We start from the raw sequence: 17,527 nt of genomic DNA, 5'->3' as shown, positions 1-17,527 counted from the left end.
GTACATAACAATTTGTTGGAAAGGGATGAACGATATGAAGATGAGGGGCAAATTTTCACTTGCAATGCTCGCTGGCGTAATTTCATTAATCCCATTAATGTCGGCATGCAGCAACGGTGCAACCCAGGGAGAAGGTAAAACGGCGGCGCCCAAGCCGGGCGAAAAGATCAAGCTGAAATGGTCGACCTGGGGCAATCCCGGAGAGCTGGGCCGATTTCAGGAATTTACGAAGGATTATAACGCCAAGCATCCCAACGTTGAATTTGAGTTAATTCCAGTTCCAAGTGACTACGAGCAAAAAATATTGACGCAGCTAAGCGGGGGAACGGCTCCCGACGTCTTTTATTCCGGTGACAGCACGATCGTAAAGCTGATTGAGAATCAGACGATCGCCGAGCTGACCCCATACATGGATAAAAGCGCGGACAGCAAAATCAAGGAGAGCGATTTCTTCAAAGGCCTTTGGGGCGCAGCCAAGAAAAACGACAAGGTGTACGGAGTTCCGGTCGACTGTAATCCGTTCATTCTGTGGTACAACAAAAAGCTGCTGAAGGATGCTGGAATCGCCGATATGCCTGCGGATCTGTATGAAAAAGGTCAATGGAATTGGAATTCATTTAAATCGATGCTGGAAAAATTGCGGGCCAACGGCAAGCACGGCTTCGTACTGGACAACGATTGGGGCCGGTATTACAGCTTTGTGAGCAGCAACGGCGGGACGATGTACAACGATAAAGGCGAGTTTGTCGGCGATAAGGACGCCAAGGCGCAGGAAGCGTTCAAATTCCTGTACGATAACGTGCAGTCCAAAAATATTACGTTCGCCGGAACGCTCCCTAAAGGACAGGGCGGCGACGCGATGTTCATGTCCAATCAGGTCGGCTTCGTATCCGCCGGTCGCTGGTATCTCCCGATTTTCAAACAAAACAAAGATCTTCAATTCGATATCGTGCCTTATCCTACCAACACCGGCAAGAAGATTGAGCCTGCCGGCGTAGCTACCGCTTATATGGTAATGAACAAAAATACGAAGCATGCCAAGGAAGCGTACCAATTCATCAGCGAGTTCGTATCGAAGGAAGGTCAAGTATTCCGTCTGCAAGGAGGCGGCAACGCCGTACCGTCTGTAGAAGGTGCCGACCAGGTCGTTATGGAGGGCAACCTGCCTGAGCACGCCAAATATTTCCTTGACGCACGCAACATCGGATATGCGCTGACACCGCACGAAGCCGGCGTTCCGGGGTTGAGCCAAGTGATCAAGGATGAGATGGAAGCGCTGTGGCTGAAGGACGGCAAGCTCGATGAAACAATGAAAAATCTGGGCGTGAAGGCGAACCAGAAAATAGCCGATTTCAAGGCCGGCAAGTGATCAGGAAGGGCTGATAGCTATGAACAAACGAATTTCGGACAGCATTTGGGGCTTTACATTTATATTGCCCCAAATGCTCGGCCTTCTCGTCTTTGCCTTCATCCCGCTCGTTTCCGCCTTCGTTCTGAGCGTGATGAAATGGGACGGCTTCGGAGAGAAGCAATTTATCGGACTGGACAATTTTATCGGACAGCTGCAAAATCCGGATTTCAAGCTCGCGCTGTGGAATTCGGCCTGGTATACGATCCTGGTCGTGCCTACGGGCATTTTGCTGGCGATTCTAGTAGCGGTAGCCTTGAATAAAGTGCGGGGCAAAGTTGTATACCGGTTGTTTTATTACATGCCTGTAGTAACAAGCTCCATAGCCGTATCCATCGTATGGCTGTGGCTGCTTAATTCGGAATTCGGCATCATCAATGTGTACTTGAAGCAATGGTTCGGCATTCAGGGACCCGATTGGCTGACGAACCGCAAGCTGGTCATACCGTCGATTGCAATGCTCAGTGTCTGGTGGGGGCTCGGAGGCAATATGGTGCTGTTCTTGGCAGGCCTGCAGGGCATTTCCTCCTCCTATTATGAGGCGGCTCAAATGGACGGAGCGAGCAAGTTCCGGCAATTTTGGCACATTACGCTTCCGCTTCTGTCACCCACGACGTTCTTTGCCACGATCATGTCGATCATCGGCTCGTTTCAAGTGTTCGATCAGTCGTTTGTCATGACGGGCGGCGGACCGGCGAAGGCAAGCTATACGATCGTGTATCACATTTACCAGCTCGCTTTCGTCGAGTTTACGTTCGGCAAGAGTGCGGCTGCAGCCGTAATCCTGTTCGCGATTATTTTGGCTCTTACTTTGTTCCAGATGCACATGTCAAAGCGGTGGGTGCATTATGGCGGCTAACTACAGCGGGAAGGGAGGGAATGGTTTGGAAATGAAGGTTGAAAGCAGAGCGGCAAGCCATACGTCGGTGTCGGCGCTCAGGGCGGATAGAACAGGCACTTCGCTGATAGGAAGAGTGCTCCTGCATACGGTTCTAATCATAGGAGCCATCGTTATGATCGGTCCGTTTATATGGATGGTATTAAGCTCACTTAAGCAGTTTTCGCAAGTATTTCTAATTCCGCCCAAATGGATTCCGGATCCTTGGGAATGGGGCAACTACAAACGCTCGTGGGAAGCCCTGCCGTTCGGGCGCGCTTATGTGAACAGCTTCTATATCGCTTTGGTATCCGTAACGATCAAGCTGATTACTTGCTCGATGGCGGCATACGCATTTGCGAAGATCCGCTTTCCGCTTCGCGAGCCGATATTCGTCCTGTTTCTGGCGACGATGATGGTGCCGCATCAAGTCACGATTATTCCGTTGTATTTGATGATGAAAGGGCTCGGCTGGCTGGACACCCACCTGGCTTTGATTGTCCCGGCATCGTTACTCGATGCGTTCGGCGTATTTTTGCTCAGGCAGTTCATCAAAAGCATTCCCGACGAGCTGGAGGAAGCGTCCATCGTGGACGGGGCCAATCGGTGGACGATCTATTCACGCATTATTATTCCGCTCATTCGACCGGCGCTTGCAGCTTTGGCCATCTTCACATTCCTCGGCATGTGGAACAGCTTCTTCGGACCGCTCATCTTCCTGAACAGCCCGGATCAGTTTACGGTACCGCTGCTGCTGAATTTGTTCCGCGGGATGTACATTACGGATTGGACGCTGATGATGGCCGGGTCCGCCATCGCGGTAATCCCGGTGCTGTTCGTTTACATTCTTGGTCAAAGATATATTATTGAAGGCGTCACTTTGACGGGGATCAAAGGGTAAGCAAAAGCATGCCTTGCCATGTCAAGCCATGGCAAGGCATGGGATGACGTGATTTTGCCAATCAATATGAATAGAGAAGGATGGGGAGATCCATGATTACTGCCGATCAGGTAAGCTTTTATCAGGAGAACGGGTATTTGCTGGTCAAAGGTGTGTTCAATGCCGAAGAAGTGGAAGTAATGAGAACGGCAACGGAAAGCATCATTTCCCGGGCGGCGAAATCGAGGAACGATAAGAACCATGCCTGGCAGGGAGACTATTTGCCCCCGGACGATTTGAAGAAGCTTGTGTTGAAAGGCTTTCATGACGTTCACTACCATGACGCCGCCTTCGCGCGTGCGGTCATTCATCCGAATATGGTCGCTGTTTTGACCCGGCTGATCGGCCCGAATGTGCTGCTCCATCATACAAAAATGCTGGTGAAGCCGCCGGAGAACGGAGCGGCGTTCCCGATGCATCAGGACTATCCTTACTTCCCTCATTCCAAGCATACGATGCTGGCGGCAAGCGTTCATCTGGATAACGCGAACGAGGAAAACGGATGCCTCTGCGTCATTCCCGGCTCCCACAAGACCGGCGAGCTCCCTCATGTCGGCACGTATTATTTGGACCATAAACAATATCCGCTTTCTATGGGAACGCCTTGTCCGGCTGAAGCGGGAGACGTGCTGTTCTTCAACTACTTGACCATTCACGGCTCCGACTGCAACCGCAGCGCCAACACTCGGAGAAATGTGCTGTTCCAATATCGCGACGCAGCGGACCAGCCGACTCGAAATGTTCATTTTGACTGGGGAATGGGGCTTATGGTAAGCGGACATAATGAGGATTTCGATCATGTGAAGCCCGACTTTAAGATCGTTGGATGATAACAGCAAAGAGCTAATTAAAGAGTCAGGCCTTCCGGTATCTATCCGGTGGGTCTGGCTTCTTTATTTTGACCGGATGCTCTGTGCGATACCAAACGGAACGGTGTGCCTGGGATTGACAGGGAAGCTGGTGAAGTATATATTTTAATTAGTACTAGGTACTAATACTTGATAGTAAAGGTTGGTGCGCTATGATGCTTTATCATGCACGGATTACCGCCATCGGAACCTACGTCCCTGAACGGCGTTTGACGAATCACGATCTTGAGAAAATGGTTGATACGAGTGACGAATGGATTGTGCAGAGAACCGGGATCCGGGAGAGGCGGATCAGCGAGCCGCGGCAGTACACAAGCGATTTGTGCGCGGCGGCGGTGAACGACTTGACTCGCCGTTACGGCAAGTCCGTGTCGGATGTAGATATGATCATCGTTGCCACCAGCACGCCGGATTTTCCGTTTCCAAGCACAGCGTCGCTGCTGCAGCATCGGTTAGGCATCCCTGCGACGGGGGCTATCGATATAAGCGCTGCTTGCGCCGGATTCGTCTATGGTCTGCACTTGGCCAATAGTCTGATCGCTTCCGGGCAGCATCGCAAAGTTCTCGTTCTCGGTGCGGAGACGCTGTCCAAAATAACCGATTATACCGACCGTACCACCTGTGTCCTGTTCGGAGATGGAGCCGGTGCCGTTCTGGTGGAGCGGGATCCGGACGAATCAGGCTTTTTGTCCTATCATCTCTCCACGGATGGAAGCGGAGGACCGCATATTTACCAGACTCGCATTGCCGATAAGATGAACGGCATAGAGCTGATCGACAAGCAATTGCTGGTGCAGAACGGAAGAGAAGTGTTCAAATGGGTGGTCAGGACCGTACCGGACGGAATGCAGCAGGTCGTCGATAAAGCAGGCCTGAGCTTCGAGCAGGTCGATTGGTTCGTGCCTCACAGCGCCAATCTGCGCATGATCGAACCGCTGTGCGAGCGAAGCGGCTTTCCGCTAGAGAAAGCATTGTACAGCCTTGTTCATTTCGGCAATACGTCGGCGGCAACGATTCCCTTGGCGCTTGATATCGCCATCAGGGAAGGCAAGATCAAGCCAGGCGACCGCGCGCTGCTGTATGGCTTCGGCTCCGGTCTCGTTCAGGCTGGAATGCTGGTTCGCCTGCAGCTGGATCCGCAAGTGAATGCTCCGGCAGCATGGTAAAGTTCAGCCGGCCATTTGGTTGCTTGCCGATTTCTTGATATGATAGGAGAAAGGAGCTTTTGGCAAGGTTACCTTGAATGAGAAGGAGTGAGCAGCAATGGAATCAAATACAAATCGGGAACAGCTGGCGACATTCGCCGGAGGATGCTTCTGGTGCATGGTAACCCCGTTCGACCAGCTTCCCGGCATTAAGCGGGTCGTATCCGGCTATACCGGGGGGCATAAGTCGAACCCGACCTACGAAGAGGTATGCTCGGAGACAACAGGGCACGCCGAGGCAGTGCAAATCACCTTCGATCCGGAGCTGTTCCCGTATGAGAAGCTGCTGGATACGTTCTGGCAGCAGATCGACCCGACCGATGCCGGAGGGCAATTCCATGACCGAGGCGAGTCTTACCGGACCGCTATTTTTTATCATAACGAAGAACAGCGCTTGAAGGCGGAAGCATCGAAGCAAGCGCTCGAACAGAGCGGGCGCTTTGACAAGCCGATCGCTACGCAGATCGTTCCAGCAGGCGAATTTTTCGAGGCGGAAGAATATCACCAGGACTACTACAGCAAAAATCCGCTGCGCTATAAAATGTACCGGAAAGGGTCCGGCAGAGACGCTTTTATCGAGCAGCATTGGAATACCGCTCAGGATAAGGAGAAGCGCAGAAGCCAGCTAACCCCGATCCAATATGAGGTGACTCAGAACAATGCGACGGAGCCTCCGTTCCGGAACGAATTTTGGGATCATCATGAGGAAGGCATCTATGTTGATATCGTATCCGGAGAGCCGCTGTTCAGCTCGCTGGACAAATTCGACTCCGGCTGCGGCTGGCCGAGCTTCACAAGGCCGCTTGTCGGAGGCAATGTGAAGGAAAAGTCAGATTACAGCCATTTCATGATCCGCACGGAAGTACGCAGCCGCGAAGGGGATTCGCACTTGGGACACGTGTTCACGGACGGCCCGAAGGATGCTGGAGGATTACGCTATTGCATCAATTCCGCTGCACTTAAGTTTATTCCGAAAGAGAAGCTGGAGCAGGAAGGCTACGGTGCTTATCGCGCATTATTTGACGGGCGCTGAGTTCGCGTACTTTGGTTCAGAGACCCGTTAGTGACCCGGTTGAGATTCTCCTGTCAGGGAAGAATAGAATGAACAGGAGAATCTGCAGCCGGAGGATACATTGATATGATGATTGTCATAGGGTTTGTTGAATCGCTTTCCTCGTACTATCTAGTAGCCATGTTTCTATTGATAGGACTCTATCTGAGGTTTCGATATTATATCAGCTACCAGGACCGCAAGCTGCAGCGTGACGCCAAGTTTGCCAAATATGGCGGCTATGTATGCATGCTGCTATCCTGCGTCGTGCTTGTGGCGCATTTCTTCGTTATTTGACATGGCCGATCCGGCGAATCGATGCTTCAACCTTGACGTCAAATTCCACCGTACGGAATATCTCGTCCCAGTTGTCTCTATGCTTCTTCCAGTAGGCATACTCGTATCTTCGCAGCTTTTCCCCGAATCCGAATATATCCACCCCGAATTTCTTTTGCACTTTCTTTATGATGTCCTCAACATCTTTTTTTAGCTGTTCGTTCAAAAGCTGCTCGATTTGGAGCAAATCTTCACTGGTCGGCTCGGGCGGGAGTCCGTCTTCCCCGACGTGCCCTTCCGTACGGATCGAAATCGTAAATGCAGGCTTGCCGTTTTGTACATGCGGTTTAATAATTGAGCGCATGCTCTTCACTTCAAACGTCGTATAATTTTTTGCAACCTGCGAGTGTTTTTTCACAATGACGTAGTTTCCCGCTTCTACCGTTCCATTCACCCATCGGTATGATCTCACATCCAAATCGGAGAACCAGCCGACAAATTTATCCATTTTTATTACCGCGCCCCCTTCCATGAGCACGTACTGTCCCTTTGGCTCGACCCGGGTCAATATAGTGTCCCTCCCGGCACGGAAATCAGAGGAGAAGTGACCGACCGTAGAATCCTTCGGCATCCTGGCCGTTTTTCTCAGTGATTCTTTCGTAAGAATACTTAAGTAAATTCCGGGTACCGGAATAAGTCGATGTTGAATGTTCAGCACCTTTTTGGCAGGGCCTTCCGTTACGACAAGAGCAATTTTGCGACGCATCTCATGGTCCCGCAAAAAAAGGTCCATAGGCCTGGAAAGGCTCTCTTTAGCTAGTTCTTCACTGACAACAATTACCTGGAGATGCTCGTAAAACGGGACTCGGGCGACCCTAGTCGTCAGAGCTCTCATACAATCGAATAAAGACGGGCCTGTGGCACTAACGTTCCAAACGGGCTTCATATTCGTGGAGGGAGTTTTCCCTGACAATGCTCTCGGTTCGGCAAGCTGTACGGTAACTTCATAATCCGGCAGGCTGTTCCCCTCCTGCTTCGCTTTATCGATAGCGACAGCGAGAACGAAAATACGTTCCTCGACTTCAAGCCGGTCCCAGCACCCTGACAACAGCGGAGCAACCAGTATGAGGAGCAGCAGGCAGTGAGGCCATTTGTTCATAGGCTGCCTCTTCGTTTCTTCCAAATATAAGCCCCCCATAACAGAAGCGGGGAGGTGCAATTGATTATCATGCCGCCCATGCCTACGGTATTGCTCCAGGTATCTACTTGGAGGACATTTTTGGGCAGTAAGGCAGCCAGAAATACAATCGGCATATACAACAGCGAGATGACTCTATGCTCCTCAAGCTTCAACAGTTTGGATGTTATTAAGCTGGCGCAATAATGATAAAGAACAATCGTTGTCAGAGCGAACGGAATCCATGCAAGCATCATGACCGATTCCAGCCGTTCGACGAATGATCCCGGGAGGATAATGTTTTTGGCAATGGCCAGGGTCGGATAATTGACGTAGCTGACTTCTTTAGCTCCCAGGATGCCTACACAAACAACGACGATAATCACATAGAGAGCCGTTACGAAAGAAAAAACGCGGATAATCGATGTCGTGACGCTGCGCTGATCATCCATGAGCGGCAGAAGGAACAGGATCATTTCGAAGCCAAGAAACGAGAAAAAGGTAGTGGGAATGCTGCGCAGCACAGGCATGAATCCGTCCCCGAGAATAGGAAGGTTTTCTCCCAGATCGACTTCGCCAAACGTGAGAATGAGCACCATGAACAGGAGGATTACGGCAACCGGCTGTACGAGCTGATTGAACCGAGCAATAGGGTTTATCCCGAGCTGTACGATGTAGGTGCTTACGAGAAAGCTCACCATGATGATCACTTCGATCGGTGTCTTATCAAGCAGGAACAGCTTGGTTACATCGGCATAAACCCGCACCACAATACTTACAAAGCACAGGAAATAAACAATAAAGATGATGCATAGAAAGGTTCCGCCTATACGGCCTAGCAGAATCGGTCCATATTCGGTCAGTCCTTTGTCGGGAAAACGCACCCCCAGCTTGGCCATAACGATAGTGATCGCTGCAGCCGCAATGCCGCCGATGATGATAGACATCCATCCGTCGACACCTGATTTTGTAGCAATGGCTTGCGGAAGTGACAGAATGCCGACGCCGACCATGATAGAAAATAGCAGAAAGCCCATCTGTCCGTTGGTGATTTTGTCCTTGATATTCATCTTCACCACCCCTTTTTCCGTTTGGTATTGTTAGCCCGCTTTCCGTCCAGCGTTTGCAATACAGCAGGCCGGGTCTTCAACAGGGGCAGAGGCGCCCGGATGGCCGTATCCTTCCAATCCCTAATATGGTAAGGAGCAAACGGCGAGAAGTAATTGATGCCGAACGATTTTAAAGAGACGAGATGAGCGGCAATCGCCATTAATCCAAGGATTAATCCAAGCAAGCCCAACGTGCCTGAAAGGAACATTAATGGAAAGCGGAGCAGCCGGATCGCGATCGCCGCATTGTAAGCCGGCAGAAGGAAAGAGCAGATTGCCGTCAGAGCTACGACGACGACCATCGCTGGGCTGACTATGCCCGCTTCGACAGCAGACTGACCGATAACCAAACCGCCGACGATGCCGATGGTTTGCCCGATAAAGCGGGGAAGACGCAAGCCCGCTTCGCGCAGCATTTCTAGCGTAGCTTCCATCATAATAGCCTCCATAATGCTTGGGAAAGGCACATCCGCTCTTCCTGCAGCAATGGAGAGGGTGAGACCGGTAGGGACCATGCCCGGGTGAAACGATAGCAGCGCGATGTACAAGGAAGGAAGCATGAGCGCAATAAAACCGGCAATGAACCGAATCAGCCGTATGGCGCTGCCGACCATCCACCGTTCGGAGTAATCGTCCATGGCTTGAAACAGCATGGAGAATGTTACGGGGACAAGAAGAACGATGGGAGTGCCGTCTACCACGATGGCCATTCGGCCTTCGGATAGGGCTGCAACCACTCTTGCGGGCTGCTCCGTATACTGAGCTTGCGGAAACGGAGAATACCAGCTGTCCTCGATCCATTGCTCGACTGTTCCGCTGTCCAGCACTTCATCCACATCCATCGTATCGAGCCGCCGTTGAACCTCCTGCAGCAGCTCGGGATTGACGATATCATCTATGTAGATCAGAGCTACCTTGGTTTGGGTTCGCGTGCCTTTCTTGGAAATCCGCACTTGAAGATGGCGGCTCGGGTAGCGTCTGCGGATCAGGGAAAGGTTCGTTGAAATCGATTCCACGAATCCGTCGCGGGGTCCGCGTACCGTATTTTCACTGCTGGGCTCCTGGATGGAACGCCCTTGCATTCCTTGGCCGTTCACCTGGTAGGCGAAAGAGCTCGTTTCGGAGACAACTAGAATGAATCCATAGAAAAGGGCTTCTATCGCCTCATCCAATTGGGTTTTATCGAAAGCCTCGAACGTATCGAAAGACTCGTCATGAAACAGCTTCGGGATAATTTTCTCTTGTACGTAGCTGTCCTCAACGAGTCCGGCAATATAGACTAACGTCATTATGCTGCCATTTACAATTATCGGACGAAATGTCATGTCGGAGTTCTGTGACAGGTGCTTGCGTAATTCTTCAACCCATATCATCTATATAAGTCCTCCAGCCAATGATATGGGGTAGTATGAGGTAATGCCGCCCATTTTATGCCATAAAGCTTAAGAAATGTTTAGCTTATTGGATGAGATTGGAACTAATGGAAAAAGAAAAGGCAGATCAAGCGATATGCTTGTCTGCCGTAATGGATGATATTAGTTTACAATAGCGTCGATCGCCGCCAATTCTTCGCTCGAAAATTCCAGGTTGGCCAAAGCGGCGACATTTTCTTCGATTTGGCCGGGGCGGCTCGCTCCGATCAATGCCGAGGTGACGCGTCCCTCCCGCAGTACCCAGGCTAGAGACATCTGGGCGAGGCTTTGACCGCGCTGAGCAGCAATCTCGTTTAACTTGCGCGCTTTGGCGACTTTGTCCTCCGTCACGTCGCCTTCCTTCAGGAACGTAGATGGCTTTGCCGCACGGGAGCCTTCCGGAATCCCGTTCAAATATTTGCTGGTGAGCAGGCCTTGTGCCAGAGGGCAGAAGGCGATGCTGCCGACGCCATGCTCCTGAAGCACATCCTGCAAGCCATCCTCAATCCATCTGTTGAGCATGGAGTAGACCGGCTGATGAATCAAGAGCGGGGTACCAAGCTCTTTAAGAATACGGATGGCTTCCTCGGTTTTATCCGGCCTGTACTGGGAAATGCCGACATAGAGCGCTTTGCCTTGACGGACGGCCTGATCCAGCGCCATCATGGTTTCTTCCAACGGAGTGTCCGGATCGAACCGGTGCGAATAGAAGATGTCTACATACTCCAGTCCCATGCGCTTCAAGCTTTGATCAAGGCTCGAGAGCAGGTTTTTGCGCGAACCCCATTCGCCGTAAGGTCCGGCCCACATCCGGTGTCCGGCTTTGGTGGAGATGATGAGCTCGTCACGGTAAGGCGCGAGGTCCGTCCGGAGAAGCTTGTCGAACATCTCTTCCGCCGAACCGGGAGGAGGTCCGTAGTTGTTGGCAAGGTCAAAATGCGTGATGCCGAGATCGAATGCTCTTCTGACCATGGCGCGGCCGTTCTCGAATGTATCGACGCCGCCGAAGTTGTGCCAAAGCCCTAACGAGATAGCCGGCAGCAGCAGACCGGATCTTCCGCTCCGGTTATATTTCATTTCTTTGTATCGGTTTGTATCCGCTTGATAAGTCACGTTGAAAGTCCTCCTAATCAATTTTCGCTGTTGGGAATAAGGCTTGGCATGGATGTACTGCATCAAGTGTTTCGTTAACAGTATATGAAAAGACAGGCGGCAGGAAAAGTACGCACATTGTTTTGACTAAGTAACGTTTAGGTAACTGAGCGACAGCGACAGCGTCGTCACACGTTTGACTTTGGATTTTTACTTAAAAGATGGTAAAGTAAGATAGATATGGTTGCCATTCGATAGATGAGAGATTAAAGGAGAATTCCCTGCAATGATTGTATTGTTCATCTTGTTCATCCTTATTATGGGGTCGCTTTTTAGCGGTGCGCTGGTCCTGTTTTTCCAAAAAAGAACGAAATTCGGGGTACTCATGCTGCTGCTCGGATTCGTAGCCTCCTTCCTGTTCTACTACTCGATCTATAAAGGTTGGGTAACGCTTCCTTCGTAAGGATTGCGGGGAGTTCCTGCATCCGGTTGTACACATGTCTTCTCTTCGGAAAGAGTGGCCGTCGTCTGACGAGCCGCTCTTTTTTTGGGGCTAAGGACACCCGCACAATTACCGGACAGAAGGACAGGAATCCATACGCTTGTGCCCGCCGCTGCATAGTCTATCCTGCAGAGACAAGTAGGATGGAGTACAGGTTGAAGTCGTGGAAAACAAGGATAATGTAAAGGAAAGGGATCCGCATGAAAAAAACATCCGTATCCAAAACGAGGAAGGCAATGGTATTGTCAGCGAAAAAGAGCCCTAGCAGCATGAAGCAAAAGCGGAAGGTCCGAAGAGGCTCTATTATCGAAGACAGTATGATCATGTCATCTGCCGGCGCCAGGAGGATATTGATTGAAGAGAGGGACATCCCGGTATCGGTAAGCGAAGGCCCTTCGGCGGCTTCAGCCGCTGCTGCCGAACCTGCGGCACGTGCCTCTTTATTAGGCGGTTTCGGTGGAATTGACGGCATTATTTCCTTTATGACCAAAGCGCAGCAGATGTTCAAATTGTTTCAGCAAATGGGCCCGATATTCAAGATGATCGGTGCCTTCGGAGGCGCCAAAGCAACGACGTCCAGCTTGAGAAGCGGGAAGAAGCTCAAAAAGATAAGCCGCAAAAAAATTCGTTAACCGTTTGTACAGTTGGATGATGTATAATAGTGTCCCCATGCGCTGAAAGCCTGTTGATTAACTCAACAGGCATTTTTTTTGCAATCCTAAAGAATGTAAAATGATACCAGGGTATGGAAGAATATGATAGAATATTTATTGTAATCGCTTTCACTAATTTTGGAAAGGTGGTGAAACGAAAGCGGTTTTACCTATCCGATGAGAAAAGGGAGGAAACAATCATGTTCAAAAAAGCAATGATGTGGATGGCATTATTCTTATTAGTTCTGACGTCAAGCGGATTGTACGAAACGGCAAACGCAGCCGTACCATTGAAAGTAGCTTTTATCGGCGACAGTATTACATATGGGATAGGCACCTCCAATGCGGCTACTATGAGCTATCCGGTAAAGACGGGCCAGCTGCTTGGCTCCGGCTATGAAATCAGGAATTACGGCGTATCCAGCTCTACCATGCTGAAGCAGGGAAATAAACCGTATTGGAACCAGCAGCAATACACCGACAGCAAGAACTGGAATCCCGATATTGTGGTCATCATGCTGGGAACTAACGATTCCAAGCCGCTAAACTGGGTATATAAAGATGAGTTTGTCAGCAATATGAAGGAAATGATCAATAGTTACAAGAGTCTTCCATCCCAGCCCAAAGTCTATATCAACACGTCGCCTAAAGTGTATAACGACGGACTGAGCGGAATAACCGATGTGGTCGTTAGCGGAGAGGTCGTACCAAAGCAGTGGCAGGCGGCCAGAGAAACAGGAACTCCGGTAACGGATATAAATACTGTGACAAGCGGGATGGCATCGAATTTTCCGGATGATGTGCATCCTAACGATGCCGGTGCCCAGGTCATTGCGAATGCCGTAGCTCTGTCGCTTAAATCCGTTATGCATAACGATACGGATGCTTCCGCTGTATATACCGGATCCGGCTGGAAGCTCAGCTCATCCAGAGGCTTCGGCGATTACATGGACAACGTCCATGCAACCAGAACGAACGGAGATTACGTTGAGTACACGTTTACGGGCTCCAGAATCGACTATATTACGGAGACTAATGCGGATGAAGGGAATGTTGATGTGTATATCGACGGGGTTTTCCAAGCTACGGTCAACTGCTACAGCGCCACCCGCTATGCACAAGCAACCGTCTTCAGCAAATCCGGGCTTTCGTCGGGTACCCATACGATCAAGCTAGTCAAGACAAGCGGGACGTGGATGCTGGTCGATGCTTTCAGAACGGAGTCTTAATTAGGGGCAACCATGTGCGAAGATCGTTCTCTTCCTTGGGCTTATGTTCTCAGGGGGTAGAACGGTCTTTTTCTTCCCCTCCTTACCTGAAAGTAACTTAATGTACTCTTTTTCACTCCTTATATTTCAGGCGATTTTTTTATATGATGAGAATGAAGTGACAAGCTGAAGGAGGCGGAACGGATTTGATCAAGCAAATCGGTCATTTGGCGCTTACGGTGGAACATATGGAACGATCGCTGCATTTCTACTGCGATGTGCTCGGCTTTACCAAGGCGTTCGAGCTGCACGATGCGGAGGATAAGCCGTGGATCGTCTATTTGAAAGTGTGCGAAGGGCAGTTTATCGAATTGTTTTACGGCGGATTGAATAAGCCGGAGCCGGTCCAGAAGCCGATCGGCTTCAACCATCTTTGTCTTGAGGTTGAGGACATATACGAAATCGCGGAGCATCTGAAGCGCAACGGCGTCCCGCTGGATGTAGAGCCGAAGCAGGGGAAGGATACGAACTATCAGTGCTGGGCAAAAGACCCGGACGGCAACCGGATCGAGTTTATGCAGATGATGCCGGGATCGCCGCAAATGAACAGTTAATCATTGCAACCGCTTTTTTGGGATAGAGCAAGATCATGATATAGTAAACAAATGGAGAATTAGGAGGAGTCGGATCATGGAGTATCGGACATTAGGAAAAACCGGCATTCAGGTGTCCAGCCTATGCTTTGGTACGATGTCTTTCGGAGGACCGGCGGACGAAGCCGAGTCGAAAGCGATGTTCCGTCGCGCGCGGGAAGCGGGCATCAACTTCTTCGATTGCGCGAATGTATACAACAAAGGCGTGTCGGAGGAAATATTGGGCCGGTGTATCGCCGACTGCCGGGATGAGATCGTGCTCACTTCCAAAGTGAATTTTCCGGTAGGACAAGATGTCAATGAGCGGGGCTTGTCCCGCAGGCACATCATGCTCGCCGTAGAGCAAAGTCTGAAGCGGCTCGGTACGGATCGGCTCGATTTGTACTTCGTGCACCATTTCGACCCGCGTACGCCGATGGAGGAGACGCTGCGCGCGCTCGACGATTTGCAGCGCCAAGGCAAAATATTGCATCCCGCTGTGAGCAACTGGTCCGCATGGCAAATTGCGAAGGCGCAAGGCATCGCGGACAAAGCGGGACTTGCCCGGTTCGAGTGCATCCAGCCGATGTACAATTTGGCGAAGCGGCAAGCGGAGGTTGAAATATTGCCGTTGGCCGAATCGGAGCAGATAGGCGTTATTAGCTACAGTCCGCTTGGAGGCGGCTTGCTGACAGGGAAATATACGAAGGACCGCAAGCCTGAACAGGGCCGGTTGGTCGAGCAAAAAAATTACATCCAGCGCTACGGGGATCCTGCGTATTACGATATCGCCGAAAAGTTCGCCGAATACGCGCTGGAGCGCGAAGTACATCCGGCTACACTAGCCGTCGCTTGGGTCATGAGCCATCCGGCTATTACAGCGCCAATTATCGGGGCTCGCAACGTGGAGCAGCTGGAGCCTTCGCTTGCTGCGCTTGAGATCAACATGACGGAGGAGTGGCGCAAGGAAATATCCGCGCTCTCCATCGAGCCGCCGCCGGCTACCGACCGCAGCGAAGAAAGATGAGGTGACGCCGGCTAGCGGCAGCATGAGTACACAGACAACCAACACGATTCGAAATGTGGGTATCGTCGCCCACGTAGATGCCGGCAAAACGACGACGACGGAGCATATGCTGTTCGAAAGCGGCCGCATTCGCAGCCTCGGCCGGGTGGATGCCGGAACCGCCCAGACGGACTGGCTGGATGTCGAGCGGGAGCGGGGCATCTCCGTGCGAGCCGCTTCGACGGCTTTCCGGTGGAAGGACTGTACGATCAACCTGATCGATACGCCGGGCCACGTCGACTTCTCCTCCGAGGTCGAACGATCCCTACGCATTTTGGACGGTGCGATCCTTATCGTCTCCGCGGTGGAAGGCGTTCAGGCGCATACCGAGACGCTCTGGAACGCACTGCGTTCGCTCGGCATACCGACCTTGATTTTTATTAACAAGATGGACCGGATCGGCGCCAGTGCCGAACGCGTCATGGGAGAGATCCGAAAATACTTGTCGGCCGACATCGCTGTCATACAGCGATTTACGGGCGAGGAAGCCGATTTTCATGCCGTGGACCGGCTTTGGTATAGGCAGGAAGGCGGAGCATTGACACGCGGAGAGCAGTCCCGGCAGGAGGATTACGACGCCTTATGGGAAAAGCTTGCTGAGCACGACGAGCAGCTGCTGGACGATTTCGTCAACGGCCGTCTCGTCCCGGACGACGAGCTGTACGACCGTCTGATCGCCCTAACGGCGCAGTCGCAGCTGTTTCCCGTAATGTTCGGCGCAGCGAGCAAAGGAATCGGCATCCCCGAGCTGATGGATGCCATCGTAGAGCTGCTGCCTCCGCCCGCAGGCAGGAAGAATGATCCGCTGTCCGGCATCGTATTCCGGCTGGAGCGGGATAAGGTCATGGGCAAAATCGCGCTGATCCGGCTGTTCGGCGGAACCGTCCGCAACCGCGATGTCGTCCGCAATTCGACGCTCGGTGTTGACGAGAAAGTAACGCAAATCCGCAAAATCCATGCAGGACAGCACGAGGATGTCGGGATGCTGGAAGCCGGCGATATCGCCGGCGTTTGCGGACTAAGCCAGGTCCGCATCGGCGACATCATTGGCAGCGGGGAAGGGATCGCTCCCGGACACCGGTTGACGGAGCCGCTTCTCACGGTCCAGGTGCTTCCGGCGAACGGCGCGGAATATCCGCAGCTCGTTGCGGCGCTGCAGGAGCTGGCAGAGGAAGATCCTCTGCTGGATTTGCAGTGGCATCAAAATGAGCGGGAGCTGCACATCAAGATCATGGGACCGATCCAGCTGGAGGTGCTCACGCATGTGCTGCACAGCCGCTTCGGACTTCATCCGGTCTTCGGCCAGCCGACCGTTATATACAAAGAGACGCCGTCCCGCGAAGGGATCGGCTTCGTAGCCTACACGATGCCCAAGCCCTGCTGGGCGATATTGAAATTCCATATCGAGCCCGGGGAACGTGGGAGCGGACTTGTCTATTCCTCGATGGTCAAGCCCGAGAAGCTGCTGCCGAGCTATCAGAACGAGGTGGCACGGAGGGTTCCGGAAGCTCTCCAGCAAGGCCTTAACAACTGGGAGGTTACCGATCTCAAGGTGACGCTGATCGAAGGGGAGCATCATGTCTGGCATACGCACCCGCTCGACTTCGTACTCGCTACGCCTATGGGCATCATGGATGGCTTGGCTCGAACCGGAACGGCGCTTCTGGAGCCGTATATCCGCTTTCGCCTTACCGCTCCGGAGGAAGCGAACGGCAAAATTATGCATGAGCTGACGCTCATGAGAGCTATTTTCGACTACCCGGTGATTACGGGGGAACGATTCATGGTGGAAGGCACCGTCCCTGTCGCAAGCTCGCTGGAATTTCCCGTGAAGCTGAGCACGCTTACCGGCGGCAGAGGCACGTTCGCTGCACGGTTCGACGGCTACAGGGAATGCCCTCCGGGTACGGAAGCCGTACGTCCAAGGAGAGGCGTTAATCCGTTGGATACGTCCAAGTATATCCTAAGCATGAGAAACGCGTTAGGCTCGCAGCGATCGTAATGATCATAGAGATCGTAGTGATCGCTCTCAATGAACAAAGACCTTTCT

Annotated in this window: 17 protein-coding genes; 13 read left to right on the top strand and 4 right to left on the bottom strand. The window is 51.9% G+C overall.

The window, feature by feature from the left end; genetic code table 11:
- The first annotated feature begins 34 nt into the window (after positions 1-34).
- The 7 genes from DVH26_RS26625 (at position 35) to DVH26_RS26595 (ending at position 6,647) form a co-directional block, all read left to right on the top strand.
- Positions 35-1,369: an ABC transporter substrate-binding protein gene (locus tag DVH26_RS26625; RefSeq protein ID WP_239627291.1), complete on the top strand. Its 1,335-nt coding sequence runs from the start codon at positions 35-37 to the stop codon at positions 1,367-1,369.
- A 19-nt stretch (positions 1,370-1,388) separates the two neighbouring features.
- Complete coding sequence (locus DVH26_RS26620) at positions 1,389-2,267, top strand: carbohydrate ABC transporter permease (RefSeq protein WP_239627288.1); 879 nt, start codon at positions 1,389-1,391, stop codon at positions 2,265-2,267.
- A gap of 31 nt (positions 2,268-2,298) precedes the next feature.
- Complete coding sequence (locus DVH26_RS26615) at positions 2,299-3,186, top strand: carbohydrate ABC transporter permease (protein ID WP_239635491.1); 888 nt, start codon at positions 2,299-2,301, stop codon at positions 3,184-3,186.
- A gap of 92 nt (positions 3,187-3,278) precedes the next feature.
- Positions 3,279-4,055 (top strand): phytanoyl-CoA dioxygenase family protein, encoded by a 777-nt coding sequence (locus tag DVH26_RS26610; protein WP_239627285.1) that lies wholly within the window; start codon positions 3,279-3,281, stop codon positions 4,053-4,055.
- A 191-nt stretch (positions 4,056-4,246) separates the two neighbouring features.
- Complete coding sequence (locus DVH26_RS26605) at positions 4,247-5,260, top strand: ketoacyl-ACP synthase III (RefSeq protein WP_239627283.1); 1,014 nt, start codon at positions 4,247-4,249, stop codon at positions 5,258-5,260.
- 97 nt (positions 5,261-5,357) lie between these two features.
- The gene (gene msrA, locus DVH26_RS26600) at positions 5,358-6,332 is read left to right on the top strand and encodes a peptide-methionine (S)-S-oxide reductase MsrA (RefSeq protein WP_239627280.1); all 975 of its coding nucleotides are present in this window, start codon (positions 5,358-5,360) and stop codon (positions 6,330-6,332) included.
- Between the two features lie 105 nt (positions 6,333-6,437).
- The gene (locus DVH26_RS26595) at positions 6,438-6,647 is read left to right on the top strand and encodes a CLC_0170 family protein (RefSeq protein WP_239627277.1); all 210 of its coding nucleotides are present in this window, start codon (positions 6,438-6,440) and stop codon (positions 6,645-6,647) included.
- On the opposite strand, the gene DVH26_RS26590 is transcribed toward DVH26_RS26595, so the two are convergent.
- The 4 genes from DVH26_RS26590 to mgrA form a co-directional block, all read right to left on the bottom strand.
- Positions 6,640-7,785, bottom strand: coding sequence for a Ger(x)C family spore germination protein (locus DVH26_RS26590; RefSeq protein ID WP_239627275.1), 1,146 nt, complete (start codon positions 7,783-7,785; stop codon positions 6,640-6,642). The two genes, DVH26_RS26595 and DVH26_RS26590, sit on opposite strands and share 8 nt — an antisense overlap.
- Positions 7,782-8,873 carry a GerAB/ArcD/ProY family transporter gene (locus tag DVH26_RS26585; RefSeq protein WP_239627273.1) on the bottom strand — a complete coding sequence of 364 codons (1,092 nt, stop codon included), beginning with the start codon at positions 8,871-8,873 and terminating at the stop codon, positions 7,782-7,784. Before DVH26_RS26585 ends, DVH26_RS26590 begins: the two co-directional genes overlap by 4 nt.
- A 2-nt stretch (positions 8,874-8,875) precedes the next feature.
- On the bottom strand, positions 8,876-10,285 hold the full coding sequence (locus tag DVH26_RS26580; RefSeq protein WP_239627270.1) for a spore germination protein: 1,410 nt from the start codon (positions 10,283-10,285) through the stop codon (positions 8,876-8,878).
- Between the two features lie 162 nt (positions 10,286-10,447).
- Complete coding sequence (gene mgrA / locus DVH26_RS26575) at positions 10,448-11,437, bottom strand: L-glyceraldehyde 3-phosphate reductase (RefSeq protein WP_239627267.1); 990 nt, start codon at positions 11,435-11,437, stop codon at positions 10,448-10,450.
- 265 nt (positions 11,438-11,702) lie between these two features.
- Here mgrA and DVH26_RS26570 point away from each other — a divergent pair, with 265 nt between their 5' ends.
- From DVH26_RS26570 to DVH26_RS26545, 6 genes are all read left to right on the top strand, one after another.
- Positions 11,703-11,879 (top strand): hypothetical protein, encoded by a 177-nt coding sequence (locus DVH26_RS26570; protein ID WP_239627265.1) that lies wholly within the window; start codon positions 11,703-11,705, stop codon positions 11,877-11,879.
- 308 nt (positions 11,880-12,187) lie between these two features.
- A complete protein-coding gene (locus DVH26_RS26565; RefSeq protein ID WP_239627263.1) occupies positions 12,188-12,550 on the top strand; it encodes a hypothetical protein in 363 nt (120 codons plus the stop codon).
- A 221-nt stretch (positions 12,551-12,771) separates the two neighbouring features.
- Positions 12,772-13,800 (top strand): GDSL-type esterase/lipase family protein, encoded by a 1,029-nt coding sequence (locus DVH26_RS26560; protein ID WP_239627260.1) that lies wholly within the window; start codon positions 12,772-12,774, stop codon positions 13,798-13,800.
- 185 nt (positions 13,801-13,985) lie between these two features.
- On the top strand, positions 13,986-14,393 hold the full coding sequence (locus tag DVH26_RS26555; protein WP_239627258.1) for a VOC family protein: 408 nt from the start codon (positions 13,986-13,988) through the stop codon (positions 14,391-14,393).
- A gap of 76 nt (positions 14,394-14,469) precedes the next feature.
- A complete protein-coding gene (locus DVH26_RS26550; RefSeq protein WP_239627255.1) occupies positions 14,470-15,438 on the top strand; it encodes an aldo/keto reductase in 969 nt (322 codons plus the stop codon).
- Between the two features lie 22 nt (positions 15,439-15,460).
- Positions 15,461-17,479, top strand: a complete 2,019-nt coding sequence (locus DVH26_RS26545) for a GTP-binding protein (protein ID WP_239627253.1) — start codon at positions 15,461-15,463, stop codon at positions 17,477-17,479.
- Positions 17,480-17,527 lie beyond the last annotated feature (48 nt).

It is taken from the genome of Paenibacillus sp. H1-7, assembly GCF_022354825.1.
Taxonomy (GTDB): domain Bacteria; phylum Bacillota; class Bacilli; order Paenibacillales; family NBRC-103111; genus Paenibacillus_S.
The sequence above is the reverse complement of the archived record's forward strand: the minus strand, read 5'-3'. Positions and strand labels throughout refer to the sequence as shown.

Excerpts from the sequence above, each read along its gene's own strand:
- DVH26_RS26625 (WP_239627291.1), top strand. The coding sequence starts at position 35 with ATGAAGATGAGGGGCAAATTTTCACTTGCAATGCTCGCTGGCGTAATT.
- DVH26_RS26620 (WP_239627288.1), top strand. The coding sequence starts at position 1,389 with ATGAACAAACGAATTTCGGACAGCATTTGGGGCTTTACATTTATATTG.
- DVH26_RS26615 (WP_239635491.1), top strand. The coding sequence starts at position 2,299 with ATGAAGGTTGAAAGCAGAGCGGCAAGCCATACGTCGGTGTCGGCGCTC.
- DVH26_RS26610 (WP_239627285.1), top strand. The coding sequence starts at position 3,279 with ATGATTACTGCCGATCAGGTAAGCTTTTATCAGGAGAACGGGTATTTG.
- DVH26_RS26605 (WP_239627283.1), top strand. The coding sequence starts at position 4,247 with ATGATGCTTTATCATGCACGGATTACCGCCATCGGAACCTACGTCCCT.
- msrA (WP_239627280.1), top strand. The coding sequence starts at position 5,358 with ATGGAATCAAATACAAATCGGGAACAGCTGGCGACATTCGCCGGAGGA.
- DVH26_RS26595 (WP_239627277.1), top strand. The coding sequence starts at position 6,438 with ATGATGATTGTCATAGGGTTTGTTGAATCGCTTTCCTCGTACTATCTA.
- DVH26_RS26590 (WP_239627275.1), bottom strand. The coding sequence starts at position 7,785 with ATGAACAAATGGCCTCACTGCCTGCTGCTCCTCATACTGGTTGCTCCG.
- DVH26_RS26585 (WP_239627273.1), bottom strand. The coding sequence starts at position 8,873 with ATGAATATCAAGGACAAAATCACCAACGGACAGATGGGCTTTCTGCTA.
- DVH26_RS26580 (WP_239627270.1), bottom strand. The coding sequence starts at position 10,285 with ATGATATGGGTTGAAGAATTACGCAAGCACCTGTCACAGAACTCCGAC.
- DVH26_RS26570 (WP_239627265.1), top strand. The coding sequence starts at position 11,703 with ATGATTGTATTGTTCATCTTGTTCATCCTTATTATGGGGTCGCTTTTT.
- DVH26_RS26565 (WP_239627263.1), top strand. The coding sequence starts at position 12,188 with ATGAAGCAAAAGCGGAAGGTCCGAAGAGGCTCTATTATCGAAGACAGT.
- DVH26_RS26560 (WP_239627260.1), top strand. The coding sequence starts at position 12,772 with ATGTTCAAAAAAGCAATGATGTGGATGGCATTATTCTTATTAGTTCTG.
- DVH26_RS26550 (WP_239627255.1), top strand. The coding sequence starts at position 14,470 with ATGGAGTATCGGACATTAGGAAAAACCGGCATTCAGGTGTCCAGCCTA.
- DVH26_RS26545 (WP_239627253.1), top strand. The coding sequence starts at position 15,461 with ATGAGTACACAGACAACCAACACGATTCGAAATGTGGGTATCGTCGCC.